Origin of the sequence: Brevibacillus laterosporus LMG 15441, from assembly GCF_000219535.2 — a bacterium.
Lineage (GTDB): Bacteria > Bacillota > Bacilli > Brevibacillales > Brevibacillaceae > Brevibacillus_B > Brevibacillus_B halotolerans.
On sequence record NZ_CP007806.1, the window covers coordinates 1,339,212 to 1,356,511 of the forward strand.

Consider the following 17,300-nt stretch of genomic DNA (forward strand, 5'->3'; position numbering starts at 1 on the left):
AAACAGTCTAAATGGATGCCAACTTTATAAAAGCGTTAGAAAAAGCGTTTAGCTGTAAGATAGTAGGGATGAAACCCCAACGAAGCGTTTTTTCTGTTCGCACCGATCGAGGGGCATGGATTGTCAAAGGGTATGCGGAAGAAGAGAAGGCCTTATGGGTTACGCATTTAGCTGACGTACTACGAGAACAAGGTTTTTATCATACCGTGAAATACGTAGCGAACTCCTATGGTCATAAAGTGCAACCGATTGGAGACCGATTCTACACTGTCATGAAAGAAATAAATGGTAGAGATGCTACTTATACAAATGTAGGGGACATTAAAAAATCAGTGACTGCATTGGCTAGATTTCACCTAGCTGCAGAGGGTTTTCCCACTTACCCTTTTTTGTCAGAAATGGAATTCAGCAAACCGCCTATTTTAGAAAAATGGGAGAGGAGACTGGAACAATTTCAGCGAATCTCCAAAAGAATTGCTACGCGCGGTCCGCAAAATCGATTTGAGTTAATGATTCAAGGCATGGCGAAAGAGATTAAAAGAGATGGGCAGGAAGTCTTACAGGTTGTTAATCAAATGCCAATTAATCAGCAAATGGAGCAGGCTCATTATTACGGCACCTTAGCTCATCGAGATGTAGCTAGTCACAATTTTTTAATTAAGGAATCGGGTAGTTGTTATTTAATTGATTTAGATACTGTAGCTCCTGATATGCAAATTGTAGATCTGGTTCAGATAGCAAGTCGTATGCTATTTTTGCATAATTACGATAAGCGTATTTATCATCAGGCAATCGAATCTTATCACAAGATTAAGCATTTATCTGATGATGAAATTCAAATGATTTATCATTTACTCCGTTACCCAGATAATCCCTTACGTGAAATTACAGGTATCTATAATAAGCTACCAGGCTACCGAATAAAAAGTGTCACACATTTATTGCAACTGGAACGCAAATTAAAACGTGAACGTAGAAGGTTCTTTAAAGAAGGCTATTATTAATAAAGGAGCGACAACAGGTCGCTCTTTTTTGTTCAAAAAAACCCATCGCTACATTTATGAAAACAAGCTCTATATGTGTGCAGACAGCTTTCACAGGAAGAAAATCGTGTAGTTTTCATGAAAGCAGTTGTGATTTCTAGTAAAACTTTACTTAGAAATAAATGTTATCCTATAATTATAAACATGATTTCATAACGAATCGACTAATCAACAGGGTTTATCATAAAAGATAAAGATGGTGAGTTATAAGGAGAAAACGGGATGAATTTATTCAAATATGTGTGGAAAACGTTAAAGTATTCTTTCTGGAATATCTTATTATTTGAGATTATGTATCGTCTATTTACGATCATAATTGTGATTCCATTCTTATCAGTAGTGTTGAAAAACTTAATCCAACAGAGTGGCTATACCTATGCAGCAAATAAGGATCTCTTATACTTTTTTCTCACGGAGTATGGAATTCTAGCCAGTGTGTTGCTGATGATATTTTCTGTTCTGATTATATTTTATGAGTTTGCCGTGTTAATCCTATTGATCTATTACGCAGGTAAGGAACAGAAAGTGCATTTACGCTTTGTGCTACGTAAAGCGTTATCACCATTACAGGCCCTGTTTACTTTTTCGTTGCCCGTTTTTGCCCTCTATCTATTGTTACTGCGACCTCTGATGAAGCTGGGGGTCAGTAGCACCTTACTTCCGACATTAGCTATCCCTAATTTTATTACAGGCGAATTATTTAAAATGGAATATGGCGTTTATTTGTACATCGGTGTACTTTTCGTAGTATTTTGTATTAACATTCGTTGGATGTTTGCTTTACCAATTATAGTTCTTGAGGAGAAAAGCTTTTGGAGAGCGGCTAAAAAAAGTGGGGAAATTGTAAAAAAAAATCTAGGGCGTATTGTGGTTGTAGCTCTTTTTACCATTGCAGGGCTGTTCTTATTGTTTTTATCTGTAGATGGGGTTTCTGAACTATTGTACCGACTTTCTACATCAACAGGCAACGGCTATCTGGCTGCTTTAGGGGCGATAGTATATACGCATCTTATTTATATTTTTGCCATCTTTTTAACACCATTAATGCTGTCTATTATGACTTGGTTTTATATTCGTAAAGCTGGTGAGGAAGAGATCCACGTAATGGATGATCCTCATGTCTGTCCAGATAAACATCCTACATTTGTAAAAAGACATAAGTACAAATTACTTATTAGCTACATGGCTATCATTAGTGTGATTATTATAGCTGTTGTTAACTTTTTGTATGTGTTTCCAGCTTTCGAACATAAACCAATAACGATGGCACATCGGGGAGCAACGGAAAAAGGGGTAGAAAATACTCTGGAAGCCATACAAGGAGCTATTGATGCACATGCTGACTATGCTGAGATTGATATTCTACAGACGAAAGACAAGCAGCTTGTCGTTATACATGATATTAATTTAGCTCGGCTTGCAGGTGTAGATAAACATGTTTATGACATGACGTTAGCGGAGTTAAGAGAGGTCACACTGCGTCAAGGAAGAGATACTGGAAAGATTAGTACATTAGATGAAGTCATCAAATATGCGAAAAACAAAATCAAATTAAATATTGAGGTAAAACTACATGGACACGAGCAGGAACAGGAGGTTATCACGGACCTGCTGCGTATCATAAAAGAAAATAGCTTTGAAACGGAATGCGTTATCCAGTCCTTGCATGATACAGTAGTGTACAACGTCAAGAAAGCAAATCCAAATTTACAGGTAGGGTTTGTATTATTTGCTAATCGAACAGGCTTAAAAGACTTGCCAGGTGATTTTTTCGTAATGGAGGAATACATGCTGAACAAGTCTGTATTGAAGGAAGCAAAATCGTTAAATAAAGCTGTTTATGTCTGGACTGCCAATAGCTATGATGCCATTTATACCTTCTTAAAAATGGGGGTAGATGGGGTAATTACAGATTATCCCGAATATGTTCATGAAGCAATTTGGCAGATTACTCAGGAGCATAAACAATACGGGCCATTCCGAGTGGCAACTGAGGCGATGGAGTCTATGTTTGATAAAATTATTCGTATAGAGTAGGGGACGGTTTTGGTTTAGTAAAAAAAGAGAAAGGAATTTCCTTTCTCTTTTTTTCATTGCATGGAATTATTTAATTGTTACTCCGAATGTTTCCTCCAAAAGACCAACCGGTAGGAATAGACGGTTTTTCACAATGTCGGAATTTGTTTCTAAGGTTTTACCATTAGCGATTACTTCAGAAGCCCCAAGGACATAAACAAGTTTTGCATCTCCTTTAGTCAAAGTAACGCTTCTTGTTTTATTGTCGTAGGCTACTTGAATACCTAAGCCCTCAGCCGTTGTACGAACAGCAACTAGTTTATTCAAGTCTTTCTTAGGTTCCTCTTTTTTCACGTCTTCTTTAGAAGCGTCGTCTTTCTTAGGTTCCTCTTTTTTCACGTCTTCTTTAGAAGCGTCGTCTTTCTTAGGTTCCTCTTTTTTCACGTCTTCTTTAGAAGCGTCGTCTTTCTTAGGTTCCTCTTTTTTCACGTCTTCTTTAGAAGCGTCGTCTTTCTTAGGTTCTTCTTTTTTCACGTCTTCTTTAGAAGCGTCGTCTTTCTTAGGTTCTTCTTTTTTCACGTCTTCTTTAGAAGCGTCAGCAGATTCAGCTACTTTTTGAGTTGTAGTAGAAAGGTCAATGCTATATTTAGCAAAACCGTTTTCTCCCTCACCAATATACTTGATGTATCCGAGCTTTTCAGCAACCTCTTTTGCTTTAGGAGAAGAGGTTAGTGTTACTTTCATGTCACCTTTGATTGGTGCAAAACCCCAGTTTCCATCAGCGGTTGGATTGAAGGATTTTTGCTCTTTAATGTAGTTAATTAACACTTCGCGGTTTTCGTCTGGAGAATCGATGATGACATTAGAACCATCAATACCAGGGAAGTTACCGCCACCGAAAGCACGATAGTTATTTGTTACCACGATGAATTTTTGCTTAGGATCGACAGGTTTACCGTTATATTGCAGGTTAATTACACGATTTGCTTTTTCATTAACCAAAGTACCCTTGATATCATAACGAGAAGGCTGAGTCAGATCGAATTGATACTCTACACCATCCAATGTATCAAAGTTATAAGTTGGGAAGGCATCATTAACTAATGCTTGCTCTTCTTTTTTGGTTGGATCGATTTGGTTAAACTGTCCAGCGGAACGCTCTAACCATTCTTTTACTTGGCTACCGTCGATTAATACAGCTTTAATTGTATTTGGGTAGATATATAGATCTGAAACGTTTTTAACAGCAATTGTTCCAGCCTTAATGTCTGTATAGTATTCAGCACCGTTACGTCCACCTGCTTTAAATGGTGCGGCTGCAGACAAGATTGGAGTACCTTCATATTCTGTTCCTTGTGTTGCTTTTTCTGCCCACCATCTTTGTGCGTTTGAAACGATTTGAACAGATGGATCGTCATTAACTAATGCAAAGAAACTGTTGATTGGGGCTTTTGTTTCGCCAACTGGTCCACGAACATAGCCTAAAGTGTTTTCATGGTCTTCTTTTACAGCATTAAGAATATCCTTATCAGCTTCTACAAGAGCTTTTTTGGTAGCAGCATCATAAACTGGACGAGCTTCCGTTGTGGAATCAACCACTTGCCATTTTCCATCTACTTGTTTAAGAGTTAGGTCGATAACACCTAGATGATCGCCCCAGAAGCCTGGCATAACAGATGGAATACCATTGATCGTACCTTTTGCTGTGTCAACGCCTTCAATTCCATCAAAATCTTTGCTTGGGAATAGCTTGTGCGCATGACCAAACAGGATAGCATCAATGCCTTCTACTTTACTTAGATAGTAAACGGCATTTTCGTCATTTCCTTTTGCTGGAGCTTTTTCAAATCCAGAATGAGGAATTGCTACGATGATGTCTGCCCCTTCTTTTTTCATTTGAGGAACGAATTTATTCGCCGTTTCAATGATATCCTTAGAGATTACTTTCCCTTCTAAGTGACCTTTGTCCCAAGCAGTTACTTGTGGAGGAGCAAATCCGATTGCACCGATTTTAATTGTTACTTCTTTTCCGGTTTCATCTTTTACTTTCTTTTCAAAGATGTGGTAAGGTGTGAAGTAGTTTTTATCGTTGTCAGGATTGTTATCCTTGTCGTCGATATAGATGTTAGCGTTTACGTATGGAAATTTTGCACCTTTAAGAGAAGCTTGAAGATAATCAAGGCCAAAGTTGAATTCATGGTTACCGATGTTGCCTACTTCATAGTCAAGTAGATTCATCGCTTTGTAAATTGGATGAACATCTCCATCTTTCAATCCTTTTTCATGAATGAAATCACCAAGCGGATTTCCTTGAATCAAGTCACCATTGTCAAACAAAACGCTGTTTGTAACCTCTGCACGTGCTTTCTTGATCAAGGTAGCTGTTTTAGCTAGACCAAATTGGTCAGTCGGAGCATCCTTATAGTAGTCATAGTTCACTACGTTTGTATGGATATCAGTTGTTTCCATTAAACGTAATTTAATAATGCTTTCTCCCTCTGCACCTACATGAGCTGTAGGAAGAGCAAACATACTTAGCACCATGGAGGTAGCTAGCACACTGTGTAGATGTGTCTTCTTCAAGTGAAAAGCCCCCTTAAAATATTATAAAATGATGAGAATTGGACAAGTTCGATCATATCACAAGTTTTTCATTTTCGACAGATAAATCAGGAGGAGCAACACAAAATTTACGAAGATTTTACGAGTAAAACGGGAAATGACTGACATGAAAAACGCTTACACTAACAATAATAACGAAATATAATATAACTCATATTAAAAACGTTCGTGATTTATCCGGTGATCTACTATTGTATAAAACTCGTTGCAGATGGAGAATAATAGGAGAAAAACGCCATCTAAAGGGGTTTTTCTGCTATGCTCAAATCATTGCGCCCAGCAAAACTGAAGTGGAAATGGCTAATGTTGTTTCTTGTGTTAACAATAGGCTTAGTATTGGGATTCTGGGTTTCTCGTCTTGAAATGAAGCTGACGAATCAAGTAGATAAAAATAGGATGTTATCGCAAATGGAAGGGAATGAGAGTGTCCCTGTATTCTCCATGCCAAGACAGGTCGTCTTAACCCGTACATACGTATGCGGTGTAACGGATGAGGAGAAAAAAGAAGTAAGAGAACAAACCTTAGAGCAAATATTGAAACCGTATGCTGGCTGGGAGCTGGTTTCGGTTCATCCAGATTATATTGTGCTACATAAAGAAGAGAATGACCTTGCTCCTATTTGTAAAGAGAAGGGTTACTTTGGTTTATCACCTGATGGTTTTTTAACCTTCTTTGAAGGGTTGCCAGATTATCAGAAAGTGATTCAAACCTTTTATCGAATTAACACGGATAGTATGAAAGCGAGCCTTTCTAAAGAAGAGCTTGGACATTTGTATAAAGGTATCCGTGTACATGATCTCGCTGAATATAACAGTATTTTATCTACTTTTAGCGAATTTCAACGACAGATTGAATCTCAGTAATCAAAAGTCCACTCATTTATTGAGTAATAAAAAAACAATTAGCTTCTCTATTGCATTTCGATTGATGAGAAAAGCTGGTTGTTTTTTGTTGGACGGATTTGTTTGAATCTTAGGAGAAGAAAGGGTAGATCAAATATTCTCTACTATGTAATCGCTTCCTATTTATAATGGGAAAATATTGTTTGGGAGCGGGATGTGTTTCCTTCTTGTCGAAAAATAGTGGGTATGTTACAGTGTACCTATTCAATTTCAAATGACTCGTATAATTCTTGGGGATATGGCCCATAAGTTTCTACCAGATGACCGATCATCTTATCTGACTACGAGTGAAAGTGCATCTAGGGTTCCGCTTTTGTCATCCGTTTGTTGACAAGAGGGCTGGTCCAAGCGATGCAAGCTTTGTTATATACAAAGTACACCTAAGGGATAAAAACCCAGAAGGACAGGTTTCACTTGAACATTGTTATTCAAGTGCCTTGTCCTTTTGGGTTTTTTTGTTTTTTTAAAATACTTTGTTGCAAATGTGGAAAGGGGCTTTTGGCTACTCATGAAGGTATTACAGGAAAGAATTTGTCAGGACGGAAACGTATTGTCCGATACGGTTTTAAAGGTAGATGCTTTTTTAAATCATCAGGTGGACTCCAAGCTAGCCATGCTGATCGGGGAAGAATTTGCGAAGCGATTTGCTAAAGAAAACATTACGAAGGTTTTAACAATCGAGGCGAGTGGAATTCAATTTGCAATGGCAACAGGCTTTGCGCTACAAGTCCCTTTTGTTTATGCAAAAAAGAAAAAAGCAATTACGCAATCGGATGATGTATATACGGCATCTGTGCATTCTTTCACACGTAAAGAAACATACCAGATTAGTGTGGCTAAAGCCTATTTAAAGCCGGGTGAGCGCGTACTAATCGTAGATGATTTCCTAGCTACTGGAGCTGCATTAGTAGGATTGTGCGACATTGTGAAAGAAGCTGGTGCCGAATTGGTTGGCGTAGGTGCTGTTATCGAAAAAAGCTTTCAGGAAGGCCGAGGCTTGCTTGAGGAAAGAGGGATTGCTATTCATTCGTTAGCTCGAATTAAATCGATGTCCCCAGAAACAGGTATTGAGTTTATCGAGGAAATCGGTGCCTGCAAATCGTAAGGCAAAAAGGGAGAGGTAGAGCGCAATGTTAAGCAAGCAAAAGATATTTACCTTGGGCTTTCAACAGGTTCTAGCGATGTATGCAGGGGCTGTTATCGTTCCGCTTATTATCGGTAAAGAATTGGGATTAACACCACAACAGATGGCATATCTAATCGCGGCGGACCTCTTCACCAGCGGGCTTGCGACCTTGCTTCAAGTCTATGGCGGAAGGTACATTGGATCGGGACTTCCCGTAATGCTCGGATGTACTTTTACAGCAGTAGGGCCCATCATTGCCGTGTCCCTTTCAGCAGGAAACAGCTTAACAACTGCATATGGTGCTATTATCGTATCTGGTATCTTTGTATTTTTATTTGCACCTTTGTTTGGTAAATTACTACGCTTTTTTCCAACAGTGGTTACAGGCTCAGTCGTTACCATCATTGGTTTATCCTTAATTCCTGTTGCGATGAAGAATGCGGCTGGTGGGGAAGGCAGTGCATCTTTTGGCTCTCCTACTAATTTACTTCTAGCTTTTTTAACCTTGCTTTTAATCCTGTTGTTTAATCGTTTTTTTACTGGATTTATTCGATCGGTTGCTGTATTGATTGGACTTGTGACGGGTACCATGATCGCCTTTTTCTTAGGCATGGTTGACTTCTCACATGTATGGACTGCCTCCTGGATCAGCATTGTACAACCATTCTATTTCGGTACGCCGCGCTTTGATATAATGGCAATTCTAACGATGATAATCGTCAATATAATCAGTATGGTGGAATCTACCGGTGTTTATTTTGCTGTTGGAAAAGTAACGGACACCAAGATTGATTCCAAAACAGTAGTAAAAGGCTTACGTGCAGAAGGCCTTGCTATTACAATGGGTGGTGTCTTTAACGCGTTCCCCTATACAGCTTTCTCACAAAATGTAGGGCTTCTTTCATTGACGGGGATCAAAGGTCGAGAAGCCATTATGGGAGCGGGCGTAATTCTTGTTACATTGGGAATGCTGCCAAAATTGGCTGCACTTACAACCGTTATTCCCGATGCTGTACTAGGCGGGGCTATGATTGCTATGTTTGGGATGGTAGTTGCATCAGGTATTAATATTTTATCGAGTGTCGATTTATCCAAAAATGAAAATCTTTTAATTGCAGCTTGCAGTATTGCAGTAGGCTTGGGCTCCGCAGTGGTTCCACAAATGTTTGATCAGCTACCAGGTATGGCGAAGATGATTATGCAAAATGGGATCGTTACAGGCTCGTTAACCGCGATTGTATTAAATATTTGTTTGGCTCGAAAAGATAAGGCGGTTAAAAACGCTTCTCAGACGGCCTCAGAAACGGTCTCTGTATAACGACAATTTCAGGTTAAAAGGTAAGAAAGGATGTTCCGAACAGCAAGATTGCTTAGGGAACATCCTTTTTACATCACCGTTTTTTGTTATTCACCAACAAGCTCCATTTCGGCGATTCGCCAACGATCCCATTGTGATCCTCTTACTAAGGTAAAATAACAGATTCTTTGATAGGTTTTCCCTTTCTTAGCATAGGAGAGTTTGACAGGGATGGTGACTGAAAACATATCGCTAGTTTCTTCCTCCGCTGTCATCTTATCTAAAAGCGGGTGCAACCGTTCACGAACATACACGGGATCATTCATGGATGTCAGAGAGCTTGGTGATCCCGCAACCAAAAAGGAAGCAAGAGGCTCTTCTTCCCGCAGACAGGTGAGATAATAATCAATAATTTGAAGCGGGCTAGCCTCCCGCAGAGCTGAATAGAGTGTTCCAGCCGCTTTTTGAATCATAAATTGGTGGCCAGCATCCGGCTCATGACGCTTATGAGTCGAGCTGCCTAAAAAGTGAATACAAAAATGCCCATTAAATTGATTTCCAGGAATTCCATCACCACCGTGAGGCATACCGTGCATGGAAGCCGCATAATGTTTTCCGTTTATGGTCAGTAATATGGCGCGCCTTTTCCAGCTCCATTTCCCCTGATATATCCTTTTCATAATGAGAGTATCCTGCTTGGTTAAAGGTTGTACGTCAGCATGATCACTACCAGCTCGACGCTGTACACGGAATTGTTCACCTGATTCAATATCTGTGACAGTTCCGTAAGCCATACGTTTAAAGTTTTGTTGTACCTCGCTCCACGGCGATAATAAACCGTAATGCTTTTGTTCTGTTAAAGAAACCCATTTTTCAAGATGTGTACGCAATGAATTTGTTACGAGTACTTCCCGATAGGAGTCTTGTTCAAATAACCGCTGCTCATCACTATATAGATAACGATTTTTTTCCGTATAGATGATAGCCCGAATAAATTCTGGTTCAGAGCTTGAAATACGTGGGCTAGCTTCAATTAGCTGTCCCCATTTTTCCTGACCTGATATTGTCAGCTTCGATTGAAAAGCAGCATGTACAGAGGTTTTTACAATGATGGTAATGCCCCCTTGAGGTAGAGAACCTGGGGAAAATGGCACGAGTTTATTTGTTTCGTTTACGTACACATGATGTTTTCCGAAAACAGTGGTGGGGGAAAATAGTAAACAAAAGCAGATTAGCAGAAAATAGAGACTAGAAAAGGATTTCTTTTTCATAACATGTCCCCCTTTAAAATGACAAATGAAATCGACTTTAGTTATAGGATGCTTCCAGAAATCCATTTCATTCTAAGCTTGTTATCCATTACTGATCGAAAGCCAATAGGTAAAATCGGGATACATACCGCAATCATCAACATCGCATACTGTAGGGGACGGCCATGTGAAGGAGGAGTTCTTGTATGTCTTCAATGCCTAGAGGAAGCTACAAAGACCAGTTCCATCAACGCTTGTATGTTCAGCTCAACCAAGGTCATAACAAATTGGACTATCGAAAAATAAATAGTATCGAGAATCAGATGCAGCACGAAGTAGACGATTACGCCCATATGCAGCATGACTTAGCTGATGAGCTTGGTATGAACAAACACTAATTGGCCGTCCCACGTTATGATACGAGGCAGAAGGAGTCTGTTGAGAATATCTCAGCAGGCTTTTTCTGCGTGCTCTGTCATGAATCAATGAAATGGGCTTAGGGGTGGAACGATAGAAAAAGCTAGGGCTCGATTGCTTATAATGGGGTTATCAAACTTTCAACGGAAATGCATGTTCGCAATCTGTCTGGTTTGTGTTACAGTTAAAGGAAGACAGGAAGAAGCGGAGAGAATGGAATGCGGATAGTCGGAATTGACCCGGGGATTGCAATTGTCGGGTTTGGTTTTATCGATAAAGAAGGAAGTTCCTTAAAGCCTGTACAGTATGGTAGCATACAGACAGAAGCTCATACACCTGTGCCGTTACGACTGCGTCAAGTGTATGATGCTACCATTGAGCTTTTGGAAACATATAAGCCTGATGAAATGGGCATAGAAAAATTGTTTTTTAACCGAAATGTGACCACGGCTTTTACTGTAGGACAGGCTCGGGGTGTTATTATTTTGGCTGCGGAGCAAAAAGGTATCCCGGTTTTTGAATACACACCAATGCAAATCAAGCAGGCAGTGACTGGTTACGGTGGAGCTGAGAAAAAGCAAATTCAAGAAATGGTACGGATGTTATTGAAGTTAAAAGAAGTGCCAAAACCAGACGACGTAGCAGACGCATTAGGTGTAGCGATTACACATGCTCAAAGCCGCACGTATTATGATAAATCGGAAGGTGCAAAGAAATGATTGATTTTGTAGAAGGAATTGTCTCATATATAGATACGGAATACGTTGTGGTACAAGCAGGTGGGCTTGGTTACCGCATTTTTTGTCCTAATCCTTATTATTTTGTGAAAGATGAAGGGAAGTCTTGCCGATTATTTACGCATCACCATGTACGTGAAGATGCGATTCATTTATATGGATTTGCAACCAGAGATGAACGTGATTTATATCGCCGACTGCTTGATGTGAATGGCATCGGACCAAAAGGCGCATTAGCTATCTTGGCTGGGGCTACACCTGACCAAATTGTTTCTGCTGTTCAACAAGAGAATGTGACTTATTTAACAAAGTTTCCTGGGATTGGGAAGAAGACGGCCCAGCGCATGATCTTAGACTTGAAAGATAAGTTGAAGGGCTTTACACCGTCAATGCTGGTTACAACTGCACCAGAATCTTTATTGGTGAAGGGAAATTCCGATATGGCTGCTTTAGAGGAAGCTATGCAGGCGTTGATGGCTTTAGGCTATTCAGACAACGAAACACAAGGGATTCGTCCTACATTGCTGGAATCAGCTAAATCGGGGGCTAGTGTAGAACAATTGATTAAACAGGGGCTTGCGCTCTTTATGAGGGGATAAAAGAAGATGGACGATAATCGGATTATTACCACCCATATGCAGTGGGAAGAAGATGCTAATGAATTTAGTTTGCGTCCTCGCTTCTTATCCGAATACATCGGGCAAAAGCAGGTAAAAGAGAATTTAAAGGTCTTTATCGAAGCTGCTAAAATGCGAAAAGAGGCGTTGGACCATGTATTATTATATGGACCTCCAGGTTTAGGAAAGACAACTTTATCCCAGATTATAGCTAATGAACTAGGTGTGAACCTAAAAACAACCTCTGGACCCGCGATTGAACGACCAGGTGATTTAGCTGCCATCCTTACGAATCTTCAAGAGGGGGATGTGCTGTTTATTGACGAGATACATAGACTAAATCGCAGTGTAGAAGAAGTCTTGTATCCAGCAATGGAGGATTTTGCTTTAGACATCATCATCGGAAAAGGGCCGAGTGCTCGCAATGTCCGACTTGACCTGCCGCCCTTTACCTTAATAGGGGCTACGACGCGTGCGGGCTTACTTTCGTCTCCGTTGCGTGATCGATTTGGGGTCGTTAATCGTTTGGAATTTTATACAATTGAAGAATTAGCTTTCATTGTGTCGCGTGCAGCAGACATCCTGCAAATTGGGATGCAAGAAGGTGGGGCTCTAGAAATTGCCAGGCGCTCCCGAGGGACACCGCGTATTGCCAATCGCTTATTAAAACGTGTCCGAGATTTCGCTCAGGTTCAGGGCGAAGGAATTATTACCCAAGAAATTGCCCATGAAGCTTTAGTCAGACTTCAGGTGGATGCTTGCGGACTTGATCATATTGATCATAAATTACTTCTTGCCATCATTGAAAAATTTGCAGGCGGACCAGTAGGACTAGATACGATTGCAGCTACCATTGGGGAAGAATCACAAACGATTGAAGATGTTTGTGAGCCTTATTTGCTACAAATTGGGTTCATTCAACGAACACCGCGTGGACGTATTGCGACACCAGCATGCTACACGCATTTTCAACTCCCAATGCCTTCTGAGTCTTAGAAGGATTTGTCCAACAGCAATGAATTGCAAAAAAGGAGATTAGAGAGACGTGGATGTAACTTTATTTGATTTTGACCTGCCTGAAGAGTTGATTGCCCAGCATCCACTTGAGGATCGCACAGGGTCTCGCTTGCTTGTTCTTGATAAACAAACAGGTGAAGTAACTCATCAGCAGTTTACGGACTTACTTACGTATTTAGAAGCGGGGGACGTGCTGGTTGTTAATGACAGTCGCGTGTTGCCCGCCCGTTTGATTGGCTTAAAAAGCGAGACAGGGGCTAAAATTGAGATTCTGTTACTTAAGTCGCTTGGGGATGACCGTTGGGAAACCTTAGCACGTCCAGGGAAACGATTTAAAGTAGGAACTGAGATAGAGTTTGGTGATGGTATGCTTCGCTGTGTTTGCGAAGAGATTACACCAACAGGAGGGCGAATTGTTCGATTCTCCTACGAGGGAATTTTCTATGAGATTTTAGATCGATTAGGCTCAATGCCCCTACCGCCTTATATTCATGAACAACTAGATGATCGCGAACGCTATCAGACTGTTTACTCTAAGGAAGTAGGCTCTGCAGCGGCCCCGACAGCAGGTTTGCATTTTACACAAGAATATTTGGATAAGCTCCAGCAAAAAGGGATTAAACTAGCCTATGTTACTTTGCATGTGGGATTGGGAACCTTCCGTCCGGTGGAAGCAGATGTAATTGAAGAGCATGTTATGCATGCTGAGCATTATCAATTGACACAGGAAATGGCTGATCTGATCAATGGTGCAAAAGAGGCAGGTAAGCGTGTCATTGCTGTCGGCACTACATCTTGTAGAACGCTGGAGACTATTGCAAAAGAACATGGGGGCAAGCTAGTTGCTCAATCTGGCTGGACGGATATTTTTATGTATCCTGGCTATGAATTTGCGATTATTGACGGGCTTTTAACAAACTTCCATTTACCTAAATCAACGCTGGTCATGCTAATTAGTGCTTTGGCTGGACGTGAAAATGTTCTTCGTGCTTATCAGGATGCGATTGCCCGCAAATATCGTTTCTTTAGTTTTGGAGATGCGATGTTAATTAAATAAAAGAATTTTTATGCGTTTTCTTGTGATTCGTGATCATACCTTTTATAATAGATAAGACGTAGGAAAAACATGCTAATAAAACAGATGGTGTTCACATCTGGTTATTGAGGAGTGCAGAGACTTTGGCAGTACGCTACGAATTAATTAAAACGTGCAAACAAACTGGCGCACGACTGGGACGAGTTCATACCCCGCATGGTACTTTTGAAACCCCAGCATTCATGCCGGTTGGGACTCAAGCCACAGTTAAAACCATGTCCCCTGAAGAAATCAGCGGGATGGGCGCTAACATTATTTTAAGTAATACGTACCATCTATTCTTGCGTCCGGGTCACCAGATCGTTAAAGAAGCAGGTGGCTTGCATAAATTTATGAACTGGAACGGAGCTATTTTAACAGATAGTGGTGGATTTCAGGTATTTAGTTTAAGCAATTTACGTAAGATTACAGAAGAGGGTGTATCTTTTCGCTCTCACTTAAATGGGGAAAAGCTGTTTATTGGACCTGAGGAAGCGATGCAGATTCAAAATGCACTTGGTGCCGATATTATGATGGCTTTTGATGAATGTGCCCCGTATCCAGCCGAGTACGATTATGTAAAAAAATCGATGGAGCGGACAACCCGTTGGGCAGAGCGTTGCTTACGCGCGCACGAGCGCAAGGAAGATCAAGCTTTATTCGGGATTGTACAAGGCGGTATGTATCAGGATTTACGGGAACAAAGTGCGCGTGACCTTGTACAGATGGACTTCCCGGGGTATGCCATCGGCGGACTTAGCGTAGGTGAGCCATTCCCGTTAATGTATGAAGTGCTAGATTACACAGTTCCATTGCTTCCGGATAACAAACCTCGTTATTTAATGGGTGTAGGTTCTCCAGATGCCCTCATAGAAGGGGCGCTTCGTGGAATTGATATGTTTGACTGTGTGTTGCCAACTCGTATAGCTCGAAATGGGACATGCATGACGAGCCAAGGAAGGTTAGTCGTACGCAATGCAAAGTTTGCGCGCGATTTTACTCCACTTGACCCTAATTGCGACTGCTACACGTGCAAGAATTATACGCGTGCTTACATTCGTCATTTGATCAAAGCTGAAGAGACCTTTGGCATTCGTTTAACTACGCATCACAATCTGCACTTCCTCATTAAATTGATGGAGAAAGTGCGCCAAGCGATCCGAGAAGATCGTTTGAAAGATTTCAGAGACCAGTTTTTTGCCCAATATGGATTGGGTGAAAATAGATCTTTCTAAGAACTAAGGAGGATGAACCATGCAAGGTTTAGGTGGATTGTTGCCGATTATTATTATGTTTGTGATCTTTTACTTTTTGTTGATTCGCCCTCAACAAAAACGTAATAAAGAACGCAATTCAATGTTGGCAGCTATGAAAAAAGGGGATCGCGTTGTAACAATTGGAGGACTGCATGGCACTATCCAAGACATTACTGACGATACACTTATTTTAAAGGTTTCTCACAATGTACACATGACGTTCGACCGCGGTGCAGTAAATGCTGTTTCAGTTTCTAGCCCTACTAAAGAAGTAGCGGAAACGAAAAAAGAGGAACTGGAAGCACCTGCTGAAGATACGAAATAAATCATAAACACAAGAAAGCTGTTAGCGATATGCTAACAGCTTTTTTCCTTGTCAACAGATCATGCCCTTTGATCTATAAGCCTAATATTTTCGCCGATTGGTTGTATTTACACCGAAAACACCGCCAATCCCTGCGATAAGAAAGGCAAAGAGAGTGTACAATAGGGTTGAAAAATTAAGCGGAGCATTAAAGCCTAGGAAACCGATCAGTAAGACGAGAAAGAAATAGCCTAAACCGGTTAAACCTCCATAATACCAGCCGCGTGCGCCGCATTTGCGCCCCGTTACAAAGCCGCCAATCAACAAGCTGCAAATGTTAATGACATAGCTAAAGTAAGGTAGAGAGCTTTCCTTGACACTGGTAAAGGAAAGAAGTAATGCAGCAAAAATAGAACCTAGCAAGACAAGTCCAAGCGTTAGAAATAATCCCGTCATCACCGAGGCGGAATGACTGCGCATAACACGATCCCATCCTCTCTTTATGATTCATTTTCTTATTACCATCTATATGAGAGGCTTGACAGGCTTATTCATCTCTTGATTGAACATCGCCGCGAATTTTCGTATGATGGATAAGGGAAAAAAACGGGGGTGAGGATACCGATGATAAAAACCTATTTTTATAATCATTCCGAACAGAAGATGATCCACGATGTAGATTTAACCACCAAGGATCAATGGCTGAAATCTCCTGAGGATTTATTATGGATTGATCTGTATGATGTAGGTAATCAGGAACTGCATTACATTGCGAAAATTTTTGAGTTTCACCCATTGGCCATTGAGGACTGTTTGCACGTCAGCCCGCGTGCAAAAGTGGATAAATATGATGACTACTATTTCTTCGTTTTTCACGCGCTGCGTTATAATGAGGAAAGCGATAACGAGATTACTACAGTAGAGCTTAATGTTTTCCTTGGTCCGAACTACATTGTTACTATTCATAAATCACCAATGAATACGATTGGGCGCATTGCAGCTCAATGTCATCGCAGTAATTCCTTCTTAAATCGTGGTCCGGATTATTTGTTGTATGCCATTGTTGACGGGATTACCGATGAGTACTTTCCAATTATGGATCGCTTAAGTGTCCGTATTGATGATTTAGAGGATGAGATCTACGAGCATCAAACTGAAGAAATTACAGAGGAATTCTTAGCGTTAAAGCGTACTTTGATTTTAATACGCCGCGTGATTTTGCCACAAAAGCGGATTTTTGCCAATGTGAACGGTCGCTATTCGTTTGATATCTCAGAGGAAAATGTTCCTTTCTATGTGGACTTAACGGATCACTTGGAGCGAATCGTAGACTCAACAGAAACATTTCGGGATTTAGTAAACGGTGCACTAGATACTTATTACACGATTATTACGGGCAGAAGTAATGAAACAGTACGTATCCTGACTATTATCTCTACTGTTATTCTGCCACTAACCTTTATCACAGGGATCTTTGGAATGAACACCTTTGAATGGATGGGGGATAAAGCAGAGCCTGTCATGTTTGTCATCGCATTCGGTTCAATGATTTTATTGACATCGTGGATGCTCTATGTCTTTAAAAAGAAAAAATGGCTATAACAGAAAGGAAAAGAGAGG

16 protein-coding genes and 1 riboswitch are annotated in these 17,300 nt (G+C 40.6%); of the genes, 13 read left to right on the forward strand and 3 right to left on the reverse strand.

All coding sequences use genetic code 11. The features are described 5' to 3' along the window. The first annotated feature begins 11 nt into the window (after positions 1–11). Positions 12–1,004 carry a phosphotransferase gene (locus BRLA_RS06230; RefSeq protein WP_003338364.1) on the forward strand — a complete coding sequence of 331 codons (993 nt, stop codon included), beginning with the start codon at positions 12–14 and terminating at the stop codon, positions 1,002–1,004. Positions 1,005–1,265: 261 nt separating this feature from the next. Then, entirely contained in the window at positions 1,266–3,080 is a 1,815-nt protein-coding gene (locus tag BRLA_RS06235) for a glycerophosphodiester phosphodiesterase (protein WP_003338363.1), read from the forward strand. Between the two features lie 66 nt (positions 3,081–3,146). On the opposite strand, the gene BRLA_RS06240 is transcribed toward BRLA_RS06235, so the two are convergent. Beyond that, positions 3,147–5,642 (reverse strand): bifunctional 2',3'-cyclic-nucleotide 2'-phosphodiesterase/3'-nucleotidase, encoded by a 2,496-nt coding sequence (locus BRLA_RS06240; RefSeq protein WP_003338362.1) that lies wholly within the window; start codon positions 5,640–5,642, stop codon positions 3,147–3,149. A 297-nt stretch (positions 5,643–5,939) separates the two neighbouring features. On the opposite strand from BRLA_RS06240, the gene BRLA_RS06245 reads away from it, so the two are divergent. The 3 genes from BRLA_RS06245 to BRLA_RS06255 all read left to right on the forward strand — a co-directional run bounded on the left by BRLA_RS06245 (position 5,940) and on the right by BRLA_RS06255 (position 9,028). Then, complete coding sequence (locus tag BRLA_RS06245; protein ID WP_003338360.1) at positions 5,940–6,545, forward strand: BofC C-terminal domain-containing protein; 606 nt, start codon at positions 5,940–5,942, stop codon at positions 6,543–6,545. Positions 6,546–6,783: 238 nt separating this feature from the next. Then, positions 6,784–6,888: riboswitch (purine riboswitch) on the forward strand. Between the two features lie 204 nt (positions 6,889–7,092). Further along, a complete protein-coding gene (locus BRLA_RS06250; RefSeq protein WP_003345316.1) occupies positions 7,093–7,689 on the forward strand; it encodes a xanthine phosphoribosyltransferase in 597 nt (198 codons plus the stop codon). Positions 7,690–7,714: 25 nt separating this feature from the next. Continuing rightward, positions 7,715–9,028 carry a nucleobase:cation symporter-2 family protein gene (locus BRLA_RS06255; RefSeq protein WP_003338358.1) on the forward strand — a complete coding sequence of 438 codons (1,314 nt, stop codon included), beginning with the start codon at positions 7,715–7,717 and terminating at the stop codon, positions 9,026–9,028. 86 nt (positions 9,029–9,114) lie between these two features. On the opposite strand, the gene BRLA_RS06260 is transcribed toward BRLA_RS06255, so the two are convergent. Next, entirely contained in the window at positions 9,115–10,278 is a 1,164-nt protein-coding gene (locus tag BRLA_RS06260; RefSeq protein WP_003338357.1) for a hypothetical protein, read from the reverse strand. A 185-nt stretch (positions 10,279–10,463) separates the two neighbouring features. On the opposite strand from BRLA_RS06260, the gene BRLA_RS06265 reads away from it, so the two are divergent. The 7 genes from BRLA_RS06265 to yajC all read left to right on the forward strand — a co-directional run bounded on the left by BRLA_RS06265 (position 10,464) and on the right by yajC (position 15,701). Next, positions 10,464–10,655, forward strand: coding sequence for a hypothetical protein (locus tag BRLA_RS06265; RefSeq protein WP_003345319.1), 192 nt, complete (start codon positions 10,464–10,466; stop codon positions 10,653–10,655). Positions 10,656–10,892: 237 nt separating this feature from the next. Then, a complete protein-coding gene (ruvC, locus tag BRLA_RS06270) occupies positions 10,893–11,393 on the forward strand; it encodes a crossover junction endodeoxyribonuclease RuvC (protein WP_003338355.1) in 501 nt (166 codons plus the stop codon). Further along, positions 11,390–12,010 (forward strand): Holliday junction branch migration protein RuvA, encoded by a 621-nt coding sequence (gene ruvA / locus BRLA_RS06275; protein ID WP_003338354.1) that lies wholly within the window; start codon positions 11,390–11,392, stop codon positions 12,008–12,010. Before ruvC ends, ruvA begins: the two co-directional genes overlap by 4 nt. A 6-nt stretch (positions 12,011–12,016) precedes the next feature. Beyond that, on the forward strand, positions 12,017–13,024 hold the full coding sequence (gene ruvB / locus BRLA_RS06280) for a Holliday junction branch migration DNA helicase RuvB (RefSeq protein ID WP_003338353.1): 1,008 nt from the start codon (positions 12,017–12,019) through the stop codon (positions 13,022–13,024). A gap of 49 nt (positions 13,025–13,073) precedes the next feature. After that, entirely contained in the window at positions 13,074–14,102 is a 1,029-nt protein-coding gene (gene queA / locus BRLA_RS06285) for a tRNA preQ1(34) S-adenosylmethionine ribosyltransferase-isomerase QueA (RefSeq protein WP_003338352.1), read from the forward strand. Positions 14,103–14,224: 122 nt separating this feature from the next. Then, positions 14,225–15,355, forward strand: a complete 1,131-nt coding sequence (gene tgt, locus BRLA_RS06290; protein ID WP_003338351.1) for a tRNA guanosine(34) transglycosylase Tgt — start codon at positions 14,225–14,227, stop codon at positions 15,353–15,355. Between the two features lie 19 nt (positions 15,356–15,374). Then, a complete protein-coding gene (yajC, locus tag BRLA_RS06295; protein ID WP_003338350.1) occupies positions 15,375–15,701 on the forward strand; it encodes a preprotein translocase subunit YajC in 327 nt (108 codons plus the stop codon). Between the two features lie 81 nt (positions 15,702–15,782). On the opposite strand, the gene BRLA_RS06300 is transcribed toward yajC, so the two are convergent. After that, positions 15,783–16,160: a TIGR04086 family membrane protein gene (locus BRLA_RS06300; RefSeq protein ID WP_003338348.1), complete on the reverse strand. Its 378-nt coding sequence runs from the start codon at positions 16,158–16,160 to the stop codon at positions 15,783–15,785. 144 nt (positions 16,161–16,304) lie between these two features. Between BRLA_RS06300 and corA the strand changes: the two genes are divergently transcribed. Next, entirely contained in the window at positions 16,305–17,282 is a 978-nt protein-coding gene (gene corA / locus BRLA_RS06305) for a magnesium/cobalt transporter CorA (protein WP_003338347.1), read from the forward strand. Positions 17,283–17,300: the final 18 nt, after the last annotated feature.

Bases quoted from the DNA above. Each gene is read 5' to 3' on its own strand.
- BRLA_RS06230 (WP_003338364.1), top strand. From the start codon at position 12: ATGGATGCCAACTTTATAAAAGCGTTAGAAAAAGCGTTTAGCTGTAAG.
- BRLA_RS06245 (WP_003338360.1), top strand. From the start codon at position 5,940: ATGCTCAAATCATTGCGCCCAGCAAAACTGAAGTGGAAATGGCTAATG.
- yajC (WP_003338350.1), top strand. From the start codon at position 15,375: ATGCAAGGTTTAGGTGGATTGTTGCCGATTATTATTATGTTTGTGATC.
- BRLA_RS06300 (WP_003338348.1), bottom strand. From the start codon at position 16,160: ATGCGCAGTCATTCCGCCTCGGTGATGACGGGATTATTTCTAACGCTT.
- BRLA_RS06235 (WP_003338363.1), top strand. From the start codon at position 1,266: ATGAATTTATTCAAATATGTGTGGAAAACGTTAAAGTATTCTTTCTGG.
- BRLA_RS06255 (WP_003338358.1), top strand. From the start codon at position 7,715: ATGTTAAGCAAGCAAAAGATATTTACCTTGGGCTTTCAACAGGTTCTA.
- ruvB (WP_003338353.1), top strand. From the start codon at position 12,017: ATGGACGATAATCGGATTATTACCACCCATATGCAGTGGGAAGAAGAT.
- BRLA_RS06260 (WP_003338357.1), bottom strand. From the start codon at position 10,278: ATGAAAAAGAAATCCTTTTCTAGTCTCTATTTTCTGCTAATCTGCTTT.
- corA (WP_003338347.1), top strand. From the start codon at position 16,305: ATGATAAAAACCTATTTTTATAATCATTCCGAACAGAAGATGATCCAC.
- BRLA_RS06250 (WP_003345316.1), top strand. From the start codon at position 7,093: ATGAAGGTATTACAGGAAAGAATTTGTCAGGACGGAAACGTATTGTCC.
- BRLA_RS06265 (WP_003345319.1), top strand. From the start codon at position 10,464: ATGTCTTCAATGCCTAGAGGAAGCTACAAAGACCAGTTCCATCAACGC.
- ruvA (WP_003338354.1), top strand. From the start codon at position 11,390: ATGATTGATTTTGTAGAAGGAATTGTCTCATATATAGATACGGAATAC.
- ruvC (WP_003338355.1), top strand. From the start codon at position 10,893: ATGCGGATAGTCGGAATTGACCCGGGGATTGCAATTGTCGGGTTTGGT.